This window comes from Pseudomonas sp. Sample_14, assembly GCF_004307515.1.
In the GTDB taxonomy this organism is placed as follows: Bacteria; Pseudomonadota; Gammaproteobacteria; order Pseudomonadales; family Pseudomonadaceae; genus Aquipseudomonas; species Aquipseudomonas atacamensis.
The window spans coordinates 20,655-38,121 of the sequence record NZ_RCOC01000102.1 but is presented as its reverse complement, the minus strand read 5'-3'; the positions used below and the strand labels follow the sequence as shown (position 1 = coordinate 38,121).

The following is a 17,467-nucleotide window of genomic DNA, read 5'->3' as shown; positions in this document are numbered from 1 at the left end:
TCCAATCTATGGCAGCCCTGAAAAACGATGTGAAAGCCTTCATCGTTCAGGCTTTGGCGTGTTTCGACACTCCCACGCTCGTCTCACAAAACGTTAAGCAAGAATTCGACATCGATGTGACCCGCCAGCAGGTGGAGCAGCACGATCCAACAAAGCGCGCCGGCGCCAATCTGGCAGCCAAGTGGCGCACTCTGTTCGAAGATACTCGCAAGCGCTTCCGTGAAGAGACGGCAGAGATCCCGATCGCCAACCGAGCGTATCGACTTCGCACCTTGGGACGAATGGCCGAGAAGGCAGAGAACATGAAGAACATGGCGCTGACTGCCCAGTTGCTTGAGCAGGCAGCCAAAGAAGTGGGCGACGTTTACGTGAATCGTCGCCTAGAACCTGAAAAACCTCTGGGCTCTCAAGCGGACCAGCAGCACGCCATTGCTGAGTACACCCTGGAGCCTGATGAGAATGTCCCCGCTACCCCGTACCTATGATCCGCCGGTAAAGCTGACGCCGAAACAGGCGAACATTTACTGCTGGGGCTTCCAGCCTCAGGCGCGCTTCCGCGATGCGGTGTGTGGTCGCCGGTTCGGCAAGACGTTCTTGGGCAAAGCTGAGATGCGACGAGCTGCTCGGCTGGCTGCTGAGTGGGGCGTGAGCGTCGAAGATGAGATCTGGTACGGCGCGCCGACGTTCAAGCAGGCCAAGCGCGTGTTCTGGCGACGGCTGAAGCAGGCAATCCCTGAGGCGTGGCGTGCACACCGGCCCAACGAGACGGAATGCTCGATCACGCTCAAGTCTGGACATGTGATGCGCGTGGTAGGGCTCGACAACTACGACAATCTGCGCGGCTCAGGTCTGTTCTTCGTCCTGGTGGATGAATGGGCGGACTGCCCATGGGAGGCTTGGGAGGAGGTTCTGCGGCCGATGCTTTCGACATGCCAATATTCGATACCGGGTATCGGCATGCGGAAAGGCGGTCACGCGTTACGCATCGGTACGCCCAAGGGATTCAATCACTGCTACGACACGTTTCAAGACGGCCGGCCGGGACATGAGCCTGATCACAAGAGCTGGCTCTACACCTCGCTCGATGGCGGCAACGTTCCGGCTGAAGAGCTGGATGCGGCGCGCCGCAAGATGGACCCTCGAACCTTTCGGCAGGAATACGAGGCCAGCTTTGAGAACTACGCGGGTGTCGTCTATTACACGTTCAATCGTGAGGCAAATCGAACCAGCGAAACGATCAAGCGCGGTGAGGCCCTGCACATCGGCATGGACTTCAACGTCATGAAGATGGCGGCAGTCGTGCATGTCATTCGCGATGACCTGCCACTGGCGCTCAGCGAGTTTTCAGATGTGCGGGACACGCCTGAGATGATCGAGAAGATCAAGCTCCGCTTTCCTGACCACAGCATCGCGATCTACCCGGACGCCAGCGGCCAGAACACAAGCAGCAAGAGCGCAAGCGAATCTGACCTGTCACTGCTGAAAAAGGCTGGATTTACCGTAGTGGTGGATTCGACCAACCCCGCTGTGAAGGATCGGGTCAACGCCATGTGCGCGATGTTCGCTAATACCTACGGCGAGCATCGATATCTGGTCAACGTCGACCAGTGTCCGAAATACACGCAGTGCCTGGAGCGCCAGATTTACACCGACAAGGGCGAGCCCGATAAGAAGGCCGGCTACGACCACCTGGTGGATGCCCCTGGCTACTTCATTGCCAAGCGGTACCCGATCAAAACACGCACAGGCGGAACACGCCGAATTGGAGGCTTGGCCTGATGCCAGTGCAATCGACAAACCCTGACTACGACGCGCACATCGCCGAGTGGGAAATGATGGACGACGCGCTCGAGGGTGAATGCGCCGTCAAGCGTAACGAGCGCAACCTTCCCAAGCCGAGCGGCATGGTCGAAGCTGAGAAGCTCGACACCGCCGGGAACAAGTACCTCTACGAGAATTACACGAACCGGGCTCAGTACGAACACTGGGTGCGCGATTCGCTTCGTTCGATGATGGGGCTGGTTTCCCGGCTGATTCCGGAGATTGAGCTGCCCACCGGCCTGAAGGGGATAGAGGACAATGCCACCTCAGACGGCTTCGGCCTGAAGCAGCTGTTCTTCCGCATGGTGCGCCAGGCCATCTCTCACGGCCGCGTCCCGCTGGTGGTGAACATTGATGAGCGCGGCGAACCGTACTTCTCGACGTACGCCACGCGCAACGCGATCAACTGGGACACGGCTGATCAAGGCGGTCGTCAAGACCTGGTCCTTTCGGTGTTCCGGGAATTCCGCAAGAAGGGCAGCGATCGCTACAGCCATGACTGCGACACGGTGTTCCGCGAGTTCTTCATGCAAGGCGAGACCTGTTACACCGCTGTGCGGAACGAAGGCGGCGAGATCGTGGAGGAGGAGAGACCCCTGGGCACCACTGGCACCGACAACCGACTGGTCAAAGGCCTGTCATACTTGCCGGTGATCTATTGCGGCTCGACCGACAACTCGCCGGAAGTGGATGAGGTGCCGTTGCTCACGATGGCGCGTGCCGCGCTGAAGTCCTACCAGTTGAGCGCTGACTACTTCACTGCGCTACACCAGACCAGTCACCCGCAACCATGGGTGTCTGGCCTTGATGATTCGGTAGAGCTGAGCGTGACCGGACCATCTGCAGCATGGGACCTCGGTCCAGCTGGCCAATGTGGCTATCTGGAGTTTCAAGGCGCCGGAATTGAAGCCGTCCGCAAGGCAATGGATGACCAGAAGAACGCCGCCCTTGAAGCGGGCGCCAAGGTCATGGACGTGGGCGGCACCGAGTCGGGCGAGGCGCGCAAAACACGTCAGAACGACCAGCACGCCACGTTGCACAGCATTGTCGTCACGGTGGCAGAGGCAGTGGAGCAGGGGTTGCGGTACGCGGCTGAGTGGAAGGGTTACGACCCCAAACAAGTCAAGTTCAAGGTGAGCCCTGAGTTTGTGACCCCAGTGGTCGATGCTCAGGTGCTTGCCGAACTGCTCAAGGGCGTGATGGCTGGCACGATCAGCGCCGACACCTACTGGCAGTACCTCACCACCGCCAATCTGCCAGATCGCCCATACGAAGACGAAGCCGACCTGATCAGCGATGAGCGCGAGTCGGCCGGCCTCAACCTGGATAAAGACGATGCCATCGAAAAACCTGGCGCAGGCGGATAGCCAACTGCTGGAACAGACGACGCGCCACTCGGTAATGCTGGAGCGGCTTAAGGCCGGTGAGGTCAAGAAGTTCGAGAAGTACCTTCGGCAGATCGACACGCTTGTGCGGGTGCATTTGACCCGCAAGGAGTTAACCACTTACAGCCGGGACCGCCTTGAGCAGTTCCTAGCTCGTGTGGACGGTAAGCTGCTCGAGATCTACAAGGCCTACGGTGACCTGGTGCAGGCCGATCTGGTCGATATCGCGCTGTACGAGTCGACCTTCGAGGCCAACAGCCTGAGCAATGCGCTGTCCATCGACGCAGTGGTGCCGAGCAATACCGTGATCCGAGCGGCGGTGTTTTCCTATCCGCTGCAGGTGAAAGGCATCGACGGCGGCAAGCTGCTGAAGAGTTTCGTCAGTGGCTGGACGCGCACGGAGACGATGCGCGTGACGAATACCATCAGGCTCGGCTTCGGCCAAGGCCAGACCAATGCCCAGATTATTCAGGCGATTCGCGGCACCGCGGCGCAAAACTTCACGGACGGCATCCTCGCGGTGAGCAATCGCAACGCCGCCTCTGTGGTGCAGACGGCAATCCAGCACGTGGCCACGACGTCGCGAATGGAGACGCTGAAAGCCAACAGCGACGTGGTGCTGGGCTATCGCTGGGTATCGACGCTCGACCGCAAGACCTCGCAGCAGTGCAAGGGCTTGGATGGCATGCGCTTCGACCTGGGCAAAGGGCCGCTGCCGCCGGCGCACATTAACTGCCGGTCAACTACCGTGCCGACAACCCGGCTTTCCGAGATGTTCGCCAAGGACGCCACGCGTGCTTCGGTGGGCGACAATGGCGGGGCGCAGGTCGATGCCAGCCTGAACTATTACGAGTGGCTGGCAACGCAGCCGGCGAGTTTCCAAGATCATGCGCTCGGCCCGGTGCGGGCCAAGTTGTTCCGTGATGGAGGACTGACTCCGGAGAAGTTCGCCAAGCTGCAGCTCGACAAGTCGTTCAAGCCGCTGACGCTGGCGCAACTGAAGGCGGCTGAGCCTGACATGTTCATCCGCGCAGGCGTTACACTCGGCGCTCCACCGGGTTGAGAAAGCCGATGCAGATCATCGTTGAAGACGGAAAGGGCAGGCCGGACTCCAACAGCTTCGTGCCGCTGGAGAAGCTGACCTTCTACCGCGACTACTACGGGTTCCGGATACCTGAAACTGAGGCTGAGCAAACCGAACTGCTGCTGCGCGCTGCCGCCGAAATCAACGGTCGTCAGTGGAAAGGGCGCAAGGCTAGGACCGAACAGGCAATGGCCTGGCCGCGGCGTGACTGCAAGATCGAATACCAGACGCTATCCGAGACGTTCGTGCCCTTTGAGCTTGAGTGGGGACAGGTACGGCTGGCGGTCGAGCTATACGCCGCCGACCAGGGCTTCCAGATCGAAGAGCCGACCCACTGCACTGAGCCGAATGGACGGCGCACGCGCCTCAACCGCGATACGCCTGGGCTGCGCATACGTCCTCCGCCATACGCGCCGAGCAGGACGCAGTTCGCCGATTACTTGGTGATGCGCGGCCTCAGTATCGTACGAACCCAGGCTCAGTAATGGCGGCAATTACATCGTCATCAAGGATTCTGCCGCGATGATATCGATGAGGCCTGTTTAGTCTTTCCAGTTCATCAAAATGTCTTTTTGTGGCATTTCTGTTAATGATGAACTGTTTATGGATGATCAGAAACTTGTCGTGCGGCTCTGCCATGGTGTTTATCAGTTGGCTGTCGGCGGTCACGAAAATATCCGCGTCGCACGGCGACTTGTCGCTGTTGATTTCTTCGAGTCGGCTGTAATGATGCGCCGTCGCGTCAGTGCTCATGATGTACTCGCCGCCCTCTACAAAGCCCATATGCTCAAATTCTCCGAGAACATCGGTTGCTTGGAACATGAGGATGTGACCTTCTTGGTGAGTACGCCCGACTATTAGTCCGCCGTCTCGACCATCAACTATCCATCCATTGATGAAGCTTCTGACAAATTCGTCTTGCGACATTGAATATCGTTCTTCGCTCATGACCGCTTCCTATCGCTGAATGATCAGCACGTCACGAACATTAGCAAAATTCCAAGCCTCGGCCATGCCGGGGTTTTTTTATGCCTGCAAAGCGGGCCGACCAAACCCAAGGGGTGCACCAAGTGGCAGACGAAAACCAGATTGATCTTGAAGACCCGGCAGTTCAGACCGCCATTGCTGCAGCTGTTGAGGCTGCGACCGTGGGCCTCAAGAACAAAAACACCGAGCTGCTTGGCTCGCTCCGGACTACCAAAACTGAACTGGACGGATTCAAGTCCCAGTTCGAAGGTTTGGATATCGCCGCCGTGAAAGGGCTGCTGACCAAAGTCGGCCAGGACGAAGAAACCAAGCTGATTGCCGAAGGCAAGCTGGACGAGGTCATCACCCGTCGTACTGAGCGCCTGCGCACCGATTACGACACCAAGCTGGCCGCCGAGAAAGCGCGCGCCGACAAGGCCGAGCAATTCGCTGCCAAGTACAGCGACAAAGTCTTGGCTGACTCCATCCGCGCTGCTGCCATCAAGGCCGGCGCGCTACCCGAGGCTGCCGAAGACATCATCTTGCGCGCCCGGGGCACTTTCAAACTCAGTGAAGACGGCGAGGCGATTGCCACCGACCGTGACGGCGAGGTCGTTTACGGGAAGGACGGGAAAACCCCGCTGTCGCCGCTCGAATGGGCGGAGTCGCTGCGTGAAACAGCAACACACCTGTGGCCAAGGGCTCAGGGTGCCGGTCCGACCGGCGATCAAGGTGGCAAGGCCACGAAAAAATGGGGCGAGTACACGGAAACCGAGCGCGCTGCGATCGCCCGTGACAACCCCGAGCTGTTCAAGAAAATCCAGGCCACCAAAGGAACCTAATTCATGGCAACTACCCAACTGACCGACATTTTTGTCGGTGACTACTACGCCTCGCTGGAGCCGGTAAATAGCCCGGAAAAAACCGCTGTCTACGAGTCTGGCATTGTGACCCGCTCGCCCGTTCTGGACGCTATCGCTTCCGGCAGCCAAGGCACCGCCGAGATCAGCTACTGGCAGGATCTCAACGCTGATGAAGCCCCGAACATCAGCAACGATGACCCGAACGACCAGGGCGAAGTCGGCAAGGTTACTCAGGACAGCATGCGTGCTCGCGTCCTGTACCTCAACAAAGGTTATGGCGTAGCCGACCTGACCGCCGAACTGGCGAACAGCGAGCCTCAGCAGCAGATCCGCAACCGCTTCGGCACCTACTGGACTCGCCAGTGGCAGCGTTACGCTCTTGGCGCAGCGCGCGGCATCATCGCTTCGAACATTGCCAACAACGGCGGTGACATGGTGATTGACGCCGGCGCGGCCATCAGCGCGAACGCGTTTCAGGATGCCGCTTTCACTGCCGGCGATGCGGCCGACCAGTTCGGCGCGATCGGCGTGCACTCGGTGGTGATGAACCAGATGGTCAAGCAGGACCTCATCGAGTATCTGCGCGATTCCGACGGCAAGATCATCCTGGCCACGTATCTGGGTAAGCCGGTGTTCATGGACGATGGCCTGGTGTACGGCGCTGGCAAGTACCTGTCGGTGTTCTTCGGCCAAGGCGCGTTCGGCTACGGCGAAGGCTCGCCGAAGGTGCCGGTGGAGATCGAGCGCAAACCGGGCGGCGGTAATGGCGGTGGTGCTGAGGTGCTGTGGGAGCGGAAGACCTACATTCTTCAGCCTGCCGGCTTCAGCTGGAAAGGCTCCGAAGCTCAGAACCTCAGCCCGACCGCGACCCAGTATGCCGCTGCTGCGAACTGGGAACGCGTGTTCAGCCGCAAGCAGGTCCCATTTGCCGCCGTCATCAGCGGTACCACCACGCCGTAATCCGGCTTTCACTTACCCTGGCGTCCGCAAGGGCGCCGGACTGCATTGAGGTGACTCATGAAAGTTATCTACACGGACAAACCGGGCAAAGAGCGCGGCGCTTGCTACCGCCTGCTGAGCGAATTCTTCGGCGTCATTGGCACTGCCACTGAGGTGGTTATCGAGGGTGATGCGCCTGAAATTTACGATGCATACGAAGCGGCGGGCATCAAAGTTTCGGATGGCAAGGAGCCTGAAAATGCCGAAACCGACCCTCTGAAAATGAAGGTGCCGGAGCTGAAAGAGTGGCTGACGGCGAAGGGCATCGCCTTCGACCCAGCCGCCAAGAAAGAAGACCTGCAGGCCCTGGTGCCAGCGGAATAAGGACAAGCACATGACCGACTTCATCACCGTTGCCGATGTTGACGCTTCGCTGGGTCCTGGCTGGGCCGGCACCGGTGATCCGGTCCTTGCTGTGACCATGGCTAACGCCTGGCTCACGGGCAAGATCAAGCGGGTTGTTCCAGATCCGGTTCCTAACGAGATCAAGACAGCCGGCGCCCAGGTCGCCAAAGAAGCGGCAGCGGGCAAGTTGTACACGGCCACTCAGAAGGAAGTGCAGAGCAAGACGGTTTCGGCTCAGTCCGGCACGTCTGTGAGCAAGACCTACGTGGCCGGATCTACTGATCAGTCGGCGGGTGTGAACTTCGCCCTGGCGCTGCTGGAGCCTTGGATCAAGCGCTCCGGCGTGATGATGCTGAAAAGGATCTGATCATGAGTATGCGCGAAGAGATTCAGGCCGAAATGGCTGAGGCGTTCGACGATCCTGACGGCCTCGCTGACGCGGTCCAGCCGGTGACCGGTGTGCGTAAGGTCGCGGGCGAGTATGACCCCGACCTGGGCGGCGCGACGCCGGAAACCACCATCACTTACATGGGGCGCGGCGTCTTGGGCAGCTACCTGTCCAAGGAAATCGACGGCTCACTGATCCAAACCACCGACAAAAAGCTTCTGTTGCTGCAAAACGAGCTGTTCGTGTCAGAGGCCGGTGTGCCGACAACGGTGCCAGCTACCCCGGCCATCGGCGATATCGTCAATGGGTTGCGGGTGATGAACGTGTCTGCGGACCCTGCTGATGCAACGTGGACGGCGCAACTGAGGAAATGACATGGCCGCTCAATCCGGCAGCTTCGCCCTGAGCTTGGCCGAGTTCGCCGCGCAAACCAGCGAAGCGATCGATGCCAGTGTGCGCGAGATCATCATCGAGGTCGGCAGCAGCCTGATCCGCATGTCTCCCGTGGGCAACCTGGAGATCTGGGCACAGAACGCAGTTGCCTCCGAGTACAACAAGGCTGTCGACGAACACAACGCCGCGCTGCGCAGCGATCCGGCCAACCTGACCAAAGGGGGCAGGCTCAAGAAAGGCCGCAAGCTCAACGACGGCATGGACATCAAGGCGCCAGAAGGCTACGTCGGCGGCCGGTTCCGTGCGAACTGGCACATCTCGCTTGGCGTAGTGGAAAACGTCACCTTTGACGAGGTAGACCCGAGCGGCGCCGAAACCACGGCCGCGCTGGTCGCTGCAATGAGCGACTTCACTGCTGGCCAAATGGCCTACATCATCAACAACTTGCCCTATGCGATCCCGCTGGAGTTCGGCCATTCGACCCAGGCGCCCGGAGGCATGGTTCGGGTAACCGTGGCTCGCTTCCAGCAAATCGTGTTGGAGGCCATCAGGAACAACCAGGTATGAGTCACGCCATCATCGCCTCAATCTACGAGGCAAAGCTGATCGCTTGGAACAATGCCAGGCCGGAGAAGCAAAAAATCGTTTTTGAGAACATGCCCTACACACCCACAGCGGGCGAGACTTACCTGCGGGCGTTCACCATCCCGGGCGACACGGCCAGCAACACGCTCGGCGGAGACCACCGGCTGTATACCGGCGTGTTCCAGGTCAGCATTATTTGCCCGGCCGGCACCGGTAAGGCAAAAACCAACCCTATTGCCGCCGAGATCATCGCGTTATTTCCACTTTATGTGCGTGACGAAAAAAATGGTTTCGTAGTTACGCCCATGACACCTGTAGACGTCGGCCCAGGCATCACAGGCGATTCAACCTACACCGTCCCGCTGTCGTTCTCATACCGGTCCGACACCACGCCATAACCCGCCCGTTGGGCAAATCCTGAACCCGCCTCCGAGCGGGTTATGTCATTTCTGCAAAGAGGAAAACCCATGTCTGTTTACTTCCCCAACGGGGCGACGCTTTCGATTTCCAGCGGATTCGCCGCTGCCAAGCTGATTTCGGCAATCAGCAACGCCAACCCAGGCGTCGCTACCAGTGCCGCAAATGGCTTTGCCAATGGCGACATCCTTCTGATCACCTCCGGTTGGGAGGACATCAACGAGCGCGCGGTGCGTGTATCCAACGCGGCGGCAGGCGCATTCACCCTTGAAGGCATCGACACGTCCAACGTGGCTTTCTTTCCCGATGGCATCAGCGGCGGTACCGCCAAGAAAGTGACCGGCTGGGTAGCCGTCAACCAGGTGATCGGCAACTCCATGTCCGGCGGCGAGCAGCAATACTGGACTTACGCGCCGCTCGAAGCGCGGCGTGACAAGCAGATCCCGACCACCAAAAATGCGCAGGCGTTCGCTTTCCAGCTGGCTGACGATGACAGCCTGGCCTGGTATGAAGAACTGGATAAGGCCGATCGAGAGAAGGAAGTGCGCATCTTGCGTATGTCGCTGCCCAACGGCAAAACGATCTATTACGCCGGTTATGCATCCTTCAACAAAACTCCGACGCTGGTGCGCAACGAAGGTGCGGCCGTTTCCTTTGGCTTCACCATCAACGCTGAGATCACCGCCTATCGTGCGCCGGTTGCTGCTGGCGGCGGGGCCTGATCATGGCGAAGTTCAAGATTGCGCAAGCGCCAACATTCACCGGTGCGGTGATGGTCCCGGTAGTTGGCCAGGATCCGGTGAAGGTGGAATTCATTTTCAAGTATCGGGACCGGATTGAGCTGGCGGCGCTGTTTGATGGGTGGAACCTACGGCACAAGGAAGCTCTTGAGCAGTTCGGCGACAAGCCTACGATGTCTCAAATCGTTGCGGTCGACACCGAAAACCAAGTGCAGCAGATCAAGGATCTGGTTGTTGGCTGGGAGTTCGATGACAAGTTCGACGACGAGGGCATCAAGGCGCTGGTGACGTCTTGCCACGGTGCAACCGAGGCCGTGGTAAATGCCTACCAAGCGGCCTACGCCAAGGCCCGCACGGGAAACTGATTCGCGCCGCCCGCGCCATGTATCAGCCCCCTCCGAATGCGGAGCAACTTGCCGCATTCGGGTTGGATGCAGAGGACATCGAAGAGGAATTCGAAGTTTGGCCGTGCCTTTGGCCAGCCTTCCTCCTGTTCAACAGGATGTCCACTCAGTGGCGTGCAGGCACCGGCGGCGCTATCGGTCTCGACTACAGCAGCATCCGCGATGTGGCCGGATTCCTCGGCATCAAGAAAAAGAAACTCGCCGCGATCTTTCCTGACCTGCAGGTGTTGGAAGGCGAAGCCCTGCGCGTCATGGCGGAGGAAAGGGAAAACAGCCCGTAAACGCGGGCGTCAATACAAGGTGAGTCGATGAACATTGCAGAACTCGGCGTCAAGATCGACTCGGCCGACGCTATTCAGGCCAAAACCAGCCTGGATGAAATGGCGAAGGCCGGCGGCCGCGCCGAGCAGTCCGCCGTTTCGTTGATGAACGAAATGCAGGCGCTGGAGAAATCGCTCTCTACCAACGCCAAGACCACGCAGGATCTCGCAAAACAGCGGGAAGCATTGGCGAAGCTGACCAAGACCGGCGCCTATGGCGAGGCTGAGGCCGCCAAGATTTCTGCGCAGCTCGACAAGCAGCAGGTGGCGCTGGCCAAGTCGGCCATGGATGAACAGAAGGCACTGAATAGCCTGCTGGGGGCCATTGACCCGGCCCGCGCTGCACTGGCGAAGCTGGATACTCAGGTCGAGCAACTGGGCAAACACTTGGATGCCGGCCGGATCAGCCAGGACGAGTACAACACCGCCCTGGGCAAGATCGACAAGGACTACGACAAGCTCAACAAAACTACCTCCGGCTTCGAAAAGTTGCGGCTCGGCTCGCGCCAGGCGCAGGAAAACGTCGTGCAGCTGGGGAATGCGCTGTCTTCGGGAGACTGGGGTAGCGGTGTTCGCGCAGTCGCGCAATTGGGTGCCGGTGCGGGCGAGGGTGCGGCGGGGCTGCTCGCAATTCTTGGTCCGCTTGCGCTCGCCACCGCTGCGGTGGGTGGGCTGGCATACGCCTTTTACAAGGGCAGCGAAGAGCAGGACAGCTACAACAAATCGTTAATCCTCACTGCCAATTACGCCGGTGTGAGCGCCGGGCAATTGGGCGACATGGCCCGTCAGGTCAGCGCAACCGTTGGCACCACTGGCCAAGCAGCAGCCGTGCTGGCTTTGCTTGCCGACAATGGCAAGATCGCCGGCGAGAGCTTTACCGGCATCACTCAAGCCGCGGTGTCGATGCAGGAAGCGACCGGCAAGGCCGTTAGCGAGACTGTCGCGGAGTTCGCCAAGCTCGCCGACGACCCGGTCAAGGCATCTGCTGCGCTGAATGAGCAGTACCACTATCTCACCGCGTCGGTTTACTCGCAGATCACCGCACTGGAGAAGCAGGGCGACCATGCCGGCGCCGTGAAGCTGGCTACTGAGTCGTTCGCCGATGCGATCAACGAGCGCACGCCGCGGATCCTCGAGAATCTGAGCTTTTGGGAGAGGGGATACAACGCAGTTGCTCGCGCTGCTGATGGATTGAAGAATATCGGGCGCAGCGATATCGGTGCTGATATCGAGCAAGCCCGCCGTGACTTGGCGGGCGCTCAGGCGGGCGACGTAGGCCTGTTCCAGAACAAGCAAGAGATGATCGATCTCTATCAAAATCGCCTCAACATGCTGGAGGATCAGCAGGCTGCAGAAGCCGATATCGCCAAGTGGCAAGGTGAGCAGGCAAAGGCCCAAGGTGATGCCGTCTCATCCATGGCGAAGGTCGACGCTCTCACGAAGTCGGCGTGGACGAATGAGCAGAAACGTAACGACGCGATCAAGGAGTACAAGCGGCAACTCGAAGACATCCGCGAGGTAGCGCCGAACGATCCTCGCCTGAATCAGGCGGCGATCGACAAGAACCTGGCAAACATCAACGACCAGTTCAAGGATTCAAAAACGGCCAGTTCACAGGTTGATCTGACCAGCTTCAACAACGCCAAAAACAACCTGGTAGCCATCAGCGCTGAATACAAAAACGCTCAAAAGGAATTGGACGCAGCGCAGAAGGCTGGACTCGTTTCCCAAGCCGACTACGCCCTGAAGCGTGAAGCGCTGATCGGCAACGAGCGCGACGAAGTGACCGCAGCCTACGAGGCTGAGATCGCTGCGCTGGAAGCCGCTAAGGCGAAAAAGACCACATCTACCGCGCAAAGCATCCAGCTGGATCAGAAGATTGCCGATGCTCGCGCCGGCATGGTCAAGGCTCAAAAGGAAGCTGACAGCCAGCTCGAAGTGCTCGCTACCAGCGAAACCGGAAGGCTGGCGAAGCAGGAGCGAGCGATTTCCTCCTACGTTCAGGCTTTGAGCCAGCAGCAGAGAGCACTGAAGCTGGCAGGGCAGCGGGCGGTAGTTGGCGTTGGCCAGGGTGATCGGCAGAACGCACTGAACGGCGAACTGAACAGCCAGCAAGATCGGTTCGCTCAACAATCGCTCGAGCTGGAAAATCAGCGATCTGACCCATCCCGCAACATGTCGGAAGAGGAGTTCTCTCGGAAGTCGCAGGCGCTCGCGGATGCGAACAAGGCCGCAACCGATCAGATCCGGCAAAACTACGCAGATGTTGAGAAAGCTCAAGGGGACTGGACCAAGGGCGCAACGTCGGCCTGGGCCAATTACCTGGACTCGGCGAGCAACATCGCCGGCCAGACGAAAACCCTGTTCGGCAACGCCTTCAGCTCCATGGAAGACGCAGTCGTCAACTTTGCCATGACCGGGAAGCTGTCGTTTGCTGACTTCACCAAGTCGATTCTGGCGGATATGGCGCGCATCGCGACGCGTCAGGCCAGTTCGGCATTGCTGAGCAGCCTCGTCGGTGCTGCCACCAGTTACTTCTCCGGCGGTAGTGGCGGCAATGGGCTGGCCGCTGGGTCTGCGGGCGCTACGTCCTCCAATCTCGGCGCCTCCTCGGCGGGCTATTCCAGCAGCTACTTTCCGCAGGCGCTCGGCGGTGCCTGGTCATCGGGTGTGCAGATGTTTGCCAACGGCGGCGCTTTCACCAACAGCATCGTCAGCACGCCGACAGCTTTCGAGATGGCCGGCGGCAGGGCGGGCGTGATGGGAGAGGCGGGACCGGAGGCGATCATGCCACTTACCCGGACTTCCAGCGGCAAGCTGGGCGTTCTCGCTGCTGGTGGCGGTTCCGGGACTACGATCAGCATCAGTGCGCCGGTCACGGTGGTAACTGAGGACCGTGGATCTGAAGGCATGCAGATTGACCAGCAAGCGCTATCGAAAAACCTTCAATCGCAAATGCAGGCCGTGGCCGAGAAAGCCGTCGCTGACTCTTGGCGAGCGGGCGGCACCAGCTTTCGTAATGCCAATGGGAGGGCCTGATGGCCATCGAAAAATTCACCTGGCCAACCGAGCGCGGTGAGACACCCGAAATCACCTATCGGGTGCGCGCCTCTAAATTCGGCGGCGGATACACGCAGAGCGTTGGCGACGGCCCGAACAACAAGGAGGACTCCTATCCGATCACCTGCTCCGGTCGAAAGGCCAAGGTGCTGGAGATCATGGGGTTCCTTGACCGGCACGGCGGCGCAAAGGCGTTTCTGTGGACAACGCCGCTCGGCGAACTTGGGCTGTTCACCTGCAAAAATCCCGCTCCCACGCCAATGGGCGGCGGGGTCTTCAAACTCACCGCCACGTTCGAGCGTGCATTCCATCCATAAGGGGCAACCATGCCGCTGATCAGTGACATCCAAGTGCTTGAGCCTGGCAGCGAAGTGCTGCTCTTTGAATTGGACGGCACGGACTATGGTGCGGACGTGCTGCGCTTCCACGGGCACGCGATACCGCACACGCCGGCCGAGTTGATTGCCGCCGGCGACGATGCCGACCAACTGCCGGCGAAGGCGATCTACTGGCAGGGCAACGAGTACAGCGCCTGGCCGATGCAGATCGACGGCATCGAGGCGAACGGCGACGGCACGGCGGTCCGGCCGACATTGTCGGTGGGCAACGTAAACGGGCGCATCACTGCGCTCTGTCTTGCTTTCGAGGATCTGCTCGAGTTCAAGCTGACGATGCGCCACACGCTCGGCAGCTACCTCGATGCCGCGAACTTCCCGGCCGGCAACCCAACGGCCGACCCTACCCAAGAGACGATCGAGGTCTGGTACATCGACCATAAAACGAACGAGGACGGCGAGAACGTCAGTTGGGAGTTGGCCAGCCCGGGCGACGTTGGCAACGAGTCAATCGGCCGGCAGGCCACAACCCTTTGCCATTGGTGCCTCACCGGCGGATATCGCGGGCCGAACTGCGGCTACACCGGCCCGTACGTCACGAAGGACGGCGTGATCACCGATAACCCTGAGCTAGACCAATGCGATGCCACGCTGGGCAAGGGCTGCATTCCGCGCTTCGGCGAGGGCAACCCGCTGCCGTTCGGTGGCTTCCCGGCCGTTTCCCTGATCGCACGGAGCTGACATGCGAAAGCACATCTTGAACGCAATCCAGGCGCACGCGGCCGCCGAGTACCCGAAAGAGTGCTGCGGGCTCCTGCTGGCGATTGGGCGCAAGCAGCAATACTTCCCCTGCATCAATGTCTCGACCGAGCCGAACGAAGAATTCCGAATCGATCCTGAGCAGTATGCTGCAGGCGAGGACATCGGTGAGGTGATCGGCGTGGTGCATTCGCATCCGGACGCCACCAGCAGGCCTTCACCGCGCGACCTCGCCATGTGCGAAGCGACGGCGCTGCCCTGGCACATCCTGAGCTGGCCGGAAGGCGATCTGCGGACTGTCGTTCCCACCGGTGAAGTGCCGCTGCTGAAACGACCGTTCGTGCACGGGGCTTGGGACTGCTGGCAGGTCTGCGCGGATTGGTACAAGCGCGAGTGGGGGCTGGTATTCGAAGCTTTCAAGCGCGCCGATGGCTGGTGGGAGAGCAAGGAAAACACCAGCCTGTACGAAGCGAACTACGAGGCCGCCGGCTTCTACCGGGTCGACCAGCCGCAGCGCGGCGACATGATCGTGATGGAAGTAGGGCGGACGGTTTACCCGAACCACGCTGGGATCTTCCTCGGCGCCGATCCGGCTTTGCCCGGCGAGGATGCCGCGACGTTCGGCCCCGGCCCGTTCCTGATGCACCACCTGTACGGCAGGCTATCCGAGGTGATCGTTTTCGGAGGTCCATGGCTTGATCGCACGCGTCTGATCCTCAGGCACAAACATGCACAACCAACCAAATGACGCGGCGGTGCCGCTGGAGCTATTGATGAGTGAAATACAATCGAAAAATAAGCCCGTTAGCGACTTCCCTGGTCACGCTGACGCAGGGAAGTTGTTGCAATGGATCAGTCGTCAGATTTCGTTGACTCAACTGGGTGCAAACCTTTTATCAGCGCTCGAAGCGCCAAATGATTACCCGATGAGCCATCAGCGTAATCTCGATCAAAAGGTAGCGCTTCCATAAGATCCTGCGCGGCATTGCTGATTTTCGTACGCTTGGATAAATCCAGGCTAGCGAGGGCAGTCCCAATAAGGGTGATCGCCGCCAGTGTTCCTGTCTCGAACGAACTCAGAACTTTCTTCTCACTCATTTGATGCTCCTTGCGTTATCCGCGCCGAAATTGGCGCAATCCCAGTCCTTGGGCTTGCAGGCAAAGGACTGGGGAATCCGTTGCATGAGGGCAAGAGGCTACTATCGGAGGGAGGCGGGGCGCTACTGGCTTTGCATCCAGCTGGATGATCGAACTGGCTAGCTGTAGAGTGGTCAAGCTAATTTGGACGCTGACCTTTTTTGAATGGGTTTGCGCGTTAGGTGCCGATGGGCTTGGAATGGATAACGGACTATGGGTCAGATTGATCAGGCCTCTGATGACAGTGACGCGATACCAGTAAGAAATGAAAGCCCTGTGGAAAAGAGAGCGCTCGCCAGAGTGGAAAGGCGACTAAACGACGATGAGTTGAAAGGCCCGGGAGTTCAGAAAATGATCCTGGATCGTCTTGATGTTGCAGAAGAACAAATCCTGATCTTGGAAAAGTTTAGATCTGATTATTATGAGGTGAAAAGCAGTCTTGCCGTAGCTGAGTCATCTCTCAAGCGAATGGCGTCGCTTGACACTGTGCAGTCAACGATGCTTGGTGTCGGCTGCCTGGTTCTCGGATATCTGCCAACTGCCTGGGGTAACTGGCCTCTTACATTTATCGTTGTCATAGGTGGGACGGCTCTTGTGGGTGGCAGTTTCTGGTCAAAGCGGAGTAACCAATGAAACTCGAAATTGACAGAATTCCAGAGGCTGGGGATATTGGGAAAGAACGAGTCGTTCTGAAAGCAAAAGAGGACGTAGATATTGGTAAATACGTGCTCATGCGATCTAAACGAGGCGCGTCAGGAAACCCACTGTCGGGGTCTAAATCAGCATACTGGCTGCCCGATTTAATGGTTAAGGCGGGAGATCTTGTTGTCATCTACAGTAAAAAAGGAAAGTCCAGTAAGAAAACGCTTGATAATGGAAAGGTTGTACATTTCTATTATTGGCATCTGCATAAAGCTATATGGGATAAAGAATCAAATAACACTGCAGTGTTGTTGAATGTTCGAGAGTGGGAACATCAAGCACCTTGATATTTAATATAGATTATCATCGATGCCATTAGACTTAAGCCCAGCAACAAGCTGGGTTTTGTCGTTTGCATATAGTCGATGCTACATTCCCCGCATTCCCACAGGAGTGACCTGCATGAAATTGATCGTAGGAGCGCTGGCGGTAGCGCTGTTGGCGGGGTGTTCATCGCCGTCTGACTTGGTGGCGTCAGGGCCGTCAGTAACCGTGTCTTCCGCGAAAGCTCCGAAGGCGCTGGCGCTGTGTGTCTTTCCCGTGTGGCAGGAGCACAACTCGAACGCAAGCATGAGTGAAACAGCCAATGGCTACAGAATCGTTAGCGGTTTTGCTCAACAGACGGATGATGTACTCGATATAACAGCAGCCCCAAAGGGCTCCGTCGCCAAGCTTTATCAGCGAGTTGCATGGTCACAAATTGGAAGGGGCGATTTAAGAGAATCGCTCCAGAAATGCAAATAATCTGAAGCCGCCGCAAGGCG

General features: G+C 58.8%; 24 protein-coding genes. 22 read left to right on the top strand and 2 right to left on the bottom strand.

Translation table 11 applies throughout. The annotated features are described in order from the left end of the window. Positions 1-8 precede the first annotated feature (8 nt). From D8U61_RS26090 to D8U61_RS26070, 5 genes are read left to right on the top strand one after another with little or no spacing between them, the layout of a single operon-like run. Complete coding sequence (locus D8U61_RS26090) at positions 9-485, top strand: DUF2280 domain-containing protein (protein WP_130927926.1); 477 nt, start codon at positions 9-11, stop codon at positions 483-485. Beyond that, positions 460-1,779, top strand: a complete 1,320-nt coding sequence (locus D8U61_RS26085) for a terminase (protein WP_038861476.1) — start codon at positions 460-462, stop codon at positions 1,777-1,779. Before D8U61_RS26090 ends, D8U61_RS26085 begins: the two co-directional genes overlap by 26 nt. Next, positions 1,779-3,188 carry a DUF4055 domain-containing protein gene (locus D8U61_RS26080; RefSeq protein ID WP_130927925.1) on the top strand — a complete coding sequence of 470 codons (1,410 nt, stop codon included), beginning with the start codon at positions 1,779-1,781 and terminating at the stop codon, positions 3,186-3,188. Before D8U61_RS26085 ends, D8U61_RS26080 begins: the two co-directional genes overlap by 1 nt. Next, positions 3,157-4,269 carry a minor capsid protein gene (locus D8U61_RS26075; RefSeq protein ID WP_177433372.1) on the top strand — a complete coding sequence of 371 codons (1,113 nt, stop codon included), beginning with the start codon at positions 3,157-3,159 and terminating at the stop codon, positions 4,267-4,269. The genes D8U61_RS26080 and D8U61_RS26075 overlap by 32 nt, the downstream gene beginning before the upstream one ends. Before the next feature lie 8 nt (positions 4,270-4,277). Further along, complete coding sequence (locus D8U61_RS26070; protein ID WP_130927924.1) at positions 4,278-4,775, top strand: DnaT-like ssDNA-binding protein; 498 nt, start codon at positions 4,278-4,280, stop codon at positions 4,773-4,775. On the opposite strand, the gene D8U61_RS26065 is transcribed toward D8U61_RS26070, so the two are convergent. Next, on the bottom strand, positions 4,747-5,238 hold the full coding sequence (locus tag D8U61_RS26065; protein ID WP_130927923.1) for a hypothetical protein: 492 nt from the start codon (positions 5,236-5,238) through the stop codon (positions 4,747-4,749). The two genes, D8U61_RS26070 and D8U61_RS26065, sit on opposite strands and share 29 nt — an antisense overlap. 122 nt (positions 5,239-5,360) lie before the next feature. Here D8U61_RS26065 and D8U61_RS26060 point away from each other — a divergent pair, with 122 nt between their 5' ends. The 14 genes from D8U61_RS26060 (at position 5,361) to D8U61_RS25995 (ending at position 15,612) form a co-directional block, all read left to right on the top strand. After that, a complete protein-coding gene (locus tag D8U61_RS26060; protein ID WP_130927922.1) occupies positions 5,361-6,098 on the top strand; it encodes a hypothetical protein in 738 nt (245 codons plus the stop codon). Between the two features lie 3 nt (positions 6,099-6,101). Next, positions 6,102-7,079 (top strand): major capsid protein, encoded by a 978-nt coding sequence (locus D8U61_RS26055; RefSeq protein ID WP_016774007.1) that lies wholly within the window; start codon positions 6,102-6,104, stop codon positions 7,077-7,079. A gap of 57 nt (positions 7,080-7,136) precedes the next feature. Then, a complete protein-coding gene (locus tag D8U61_RS26050; protein ID WP_130927921.1) occupies positions 7,137-7,442 on the top strand; it encodes a HeH/LEM domain-containing protein in 306 nt (101 codons plus the stop codon). A 10-nt stretch (positions 7,443-7,452) separates the two neighbouring features. Beyond that, on the top strand, positions 7,453-7,830 hold the full coding sequence (locus D8U61_RS26045) for a hypothetical protein (protein ID WP_130927920.1): 378 nt from the start codon (positions 7,453-7,455) through the stop codon (positions 7,828-7,830). Positions 7,831-7,832: 2 nt separating this feature from the next. Continuing rightward, positions 7,833-8,225, top strand: a complete 393-nt coding sequence (locus tag D8U61_RS26040) for a hypothetical protein (RefSeq protein WP_130927919.1) — start codon at positions 7,833-7,835, stop codon at positions 8,223-8,225. Position 8,226: 1 nt separating this feature from the next. Continuing rightward, positions 8,227-8,811 carry a hypothetical protein gene (locus D8U61_RS26035; protein ID WP_130927918.1) on the top strand — a complete coding sequence of 195 codons (585 nt, stop codon included), beginning with the start codon at positions 8,227-8,229 and terminating at the stop codon, positions 8,809-8,811. Next, positions 8,808-9,227, top strand: a complete 420-nt coding sequence (locus tag D8U61_RS26030; RefSeq protein ID WP_130927917.1) for a phage tail terminator-like protein — start codon at positions 8,808-8,810, stop codon at positions 9,225-9,227. Before D8U61_RS26035 ends, D8U61_RS26030 begins: the two co-directional genes overlap by 4 nt. A 69-nt stretch (positions 9,228-9,296) precedes the next feature. Further along, positions 9,297-9,968, top strand: a complete 672-nt coding sequence (locus D8U61_RS26025; protein ID WP_056785418.1) for a phage tail protein — start codon at positions 9,297-9,299, stop codon at positions 9,966-9,968. Between the two features lie 2 nt (positions 9,969-9,970). Then, positions 9,971-10,351: a phage tail assembly chaperone gene (locus tag D8U61_RS26020; RefSeq protein ID WP_130927916.1), complete on the top strand. Its 381-nt coding sequence runs from the start codon at positions 9,971-9,973 to the stop codon at positions 10,349-10,351. A 17-nt stretch (positions 10,352-10,368) separates the two neighbouring features. Continuing rightward, positions 10,369-10,671: a DUF1799 domain-containing protein gene (locus D8U61_RS26015; RefSeq protein ID WP_130927915.1), complete on the top strand. Its 303-nt coding sequence runs from the start codon at positions 10,369-10,371 to the stop codon at positions 10,669-10,671. Between the two features lie 27 nt (positions 10,672-10,698). Beyond that, the gene (locus D8U61_RS26010; protein WP_130927914.1) at positions 10,699-13,749 is read left to right on the top strand and encodes a phage tail tape measure protein; all 3,051 of its coding nucleotides are present in this window, start codon (positions 10,699-10,701) and stop codon (positions 13,747-13,749) included. Further along, on the top strand, positions 13,749-14,087 hold the full coding sequence (locus D8U61_RS26005; RefSeq protein ID WP_130927913.1) for a phage tail protein: 339 nt from the start codon (positions 13,749-13,751) through the stop codon (positions 14,085-14,087). The genes D8U61_RS26010 and D8U61_RS26005 overlap by 1 nt, the downstream gene beginning before the upstream one ends. 9 nt (positions 14,088-14,096) lie before the next feature. After that, the gene (locus D8U61_RS26000) at positions 14,097-14,846 is read left to right on the top strand and encodes a phage minor tail protein L (protein ID WP_130927912.1); all 750 of its coding nucleotides are present in this window, start codon (positions 14,097-14,099) and stop codon (positions 14,844-14,846) included. Between the two features lies 1 nt (position 14,847). Continuing rightward, complete coding sequence (locus D8U61_RS25995) at positions 14,848-15,612, top strand: C40 family peptidase (RefSeq protein WP_130927911.1); 765 nt, start codon at positions 14,848-14,850, stop codon at positions 15,610-15,612. A 104-nt stretch (positions 15,613-15,716) separates the two neighbouring features. Here the strand turns inward: D8U61_RS25995 and D8U61_RS25990 are convergent, their stop codons facing one another. Then, the gene (locus tag D8U61_RS25990; RefSeq protein WP_130927910.1) at positions 15,717-15,962 is read right to left on the bottom strand and encodes a hypothetical protein; all 246 of its coding nucleotides are present in this window, start codon (positions 15,960-15,962) and stop codon (positions 15,717-15,719) included. Positions 15,963-16,214: 252 nt separating this feature from the next. Here D8U61_RS25990 and D8U61_RS25985 point away from each other — a divergent pair, with 252 nt between their 5' ends. The 3 genes from D8U61_RS25985 (at position 16,215) to D8U61_RS25975 (ending at position 17,447) form a co-directional block, all read left to right on the top strand. After that, complete coding sequence (locus tag D8U61_RS25985; RefSeq protein WP_130927909.1) at positions 16,215-16,634, top strand: hypothetical protein; 420 nt, start codon at positions 16,215-16,217, stop codon at positions 16,632-16,634. Beyond that, on the top strand, positions 16,631-16,990 hold the full coding sequence (locus D8U61_RS25980; RefSeq protein WP_130927908.1) for a hypothetical protein: 360 nt from the start codon (positions 16,631-16,633) through the stop codon (positions 16,988-16,990). Before D8U61_RS25985 ends, D8U61_RS25980 begins: the two co-directional genes overlap by 4 nt. Before the next feature lie 115 nt (positions 16,991-17,105). Continuing rightward, a complete protein-coding gene (locus D8U61_RS25975; protein ID WP_130927907.1) occupies positions 17,106-17,447 on the top strand; it encodes a hypothetical protein in 342 nt (113 codons plus the stop codon). Positions 17,448-17,467: the final 20 nt, after the last annotated feature.

Excerpts from the sequence above, each read along its gene's own strand:
- D8U61_RS26065 (WP_130927923.1), bottom strand. The coding sequence starts at position 5,238 with ATGAGCGAAGAACGATATTCAATGTCGCAAGACGAATTTGTCAGAAGC.
- D8U61_RS26030 (WP_130927917.1), top strand. The coding sequence starts at position 8,808 with ATGAGTCACGCCATCATCGCCTCAATCTACGAGGCAAAGCTGATCGCT.
- D8U61_RS26055 (WP_016774007.1), top strand. The coding sequence starts at position 6,102 with ATGGCAACTACCCAACTGACCGACATTTTTGTCGGTGACTACTACGCC.
- D8U61_RS26075 (WP_177433372.1), top strand. The coding sequence starts at position 3,157 with ATGCCATCGAAAAACCTGGCGCAGGCGGATAGCCAACTGCTGGAACAG.
- D8U61_RS26085 (WP_038861476.1), top strand. The coding sequence starts at position 460 with ATGTCCCCGCTACCCCGTACCTATGATCCGCCGGTAAAGCTGACGCCG.
- D8U61_RS26015 (WP_130927915.1), top strand. The coding sequence starts at position 10,369 with ATGTATCAGCCCCCTCCGAATGCGGAGCAACTTGCCGCATTCGGGTTG.
- D8U61_RS25975 (WP_130927907.1), top strand. The coding sequence starts at position 17,106 with ATGAAATTGATCGTAGGAGCGCTGGCGGTAGCGCTGTTGGCGGGGTGT.
- D8U61_RS25995 (WP_130927911.1), top strand. The coding sequence starts at position 14,848 with ATGCGAAAGCACATCTTGAACGCAATCCAGGCGCACGCGGCCGCCGAG.
- D8U61_RS26045 (WP_130927920.1), top strand. The coding sequence starts at position 7,453 with ATGACCGACTTCATCACCGTTGCCGATGTTGACGCTTCGCTGGGTCCT.
- D8U61_RS26020 (WP_130927916.1), top strand. The coding sequence starts at position 9,971 with ATGGCGAAGTTCAAGATTGCGCAAGCGCCAACATTCACCGGTGCGGTG.
- D8U61_RS26000 (WP_130927912.1), top strand. The coding sequence starts at position 14,097 with ATGCCGCTGATCAGTGACATCCAAGTGCTTGAGCCTGGCAGCGAAGTG.
- D8U61_RS26090 (WP_130927926.1), top strand. The coding sequence starts at position 9 with ATGGCAGCCCTGAAAAACGATGTGAAAGCCTTCATCGTTCAGGCTTTG.
- D8U61_RS25980 (WP_130927908.1), top strand. The coding sequence starts at position 16,631 with ATGAAACTCGAAATTGACAGAATTCCAGAGGCTGGGGATATTGGGAAA.
- D8U61_RS26005 (WP_130927913.1), top strand. The coding sequence starts at position 13,749 with ATGGCCATCGAAAAATTCACCTGGCCAACCGAGCGCGGTGAGACACCC.
- D8U61_RS26040 (WP_130927919.1), top strand. The coding sequence starts at position 7,833 with ATGAGTATGCGCGAAGAGATTCAGGCCGAAATGGCTGAGGCGTTCGAC.
- D8U61_RS26035 (WP_130927918.1), top strand. The coding sequence starts at position 8,227 with ATGGCCGCTCAATCCGGCAGCTTCGCCCTGAGCTTGGCCGAGTTCGCC.
- D8U61_RS26025 (WP_056785418.1), top strand. The coding sequence starts at position 9,297 with ATGTCTGTTTACTTCCCCAACGGGGCGACGCTTTCGATTTCCAGCGGA.
- D8U61_RS26050 (WP_130927921.1), top strand. The coding sequence starts at position 7,137 with ATGAAAGTTATCTACACGGACAAACCGGGCAAAGAGCGCGGCGCTTGC.
- D8U61_RS25990 (WP_130927910.1), bottom strand. The coding sequence starts at position 15,962 with ATGAGTGAGAAGAAAGTTCTGAGTTCGTTCGAGACAGGAACACTGGCG.
- D8U61_RS26070 (WP_130927924.1), top strand. The coding sequence starts at position 4,278 with ATGCAGATCATCGTTGAAGACGGAAAGGGCAGGCCGGACTCCAACAGC.
- D8U61_RS26010 (WP_130927914.1), top strand. The coding sequence starts at position 10,699 with ATGAACATTGCAGAACTCGGCGTCAAGATCGACTCGGCCGACGCTATT.
- D8U61_RS26080 (WP_130927925.1), top strand. The coding sequence starts at position 1,779 with ATGCCAGTGCAATCGACAAACCCTGACTACGACGCGCACATCGCCGAG.
- D8U61_RS25985 (WP_130927909.1), top strand. The coding sequence starts at position 16,215 with ATGGGTCAGATTGATCAGGCCTCTGATGACAGTGACGCGATACCAGTA.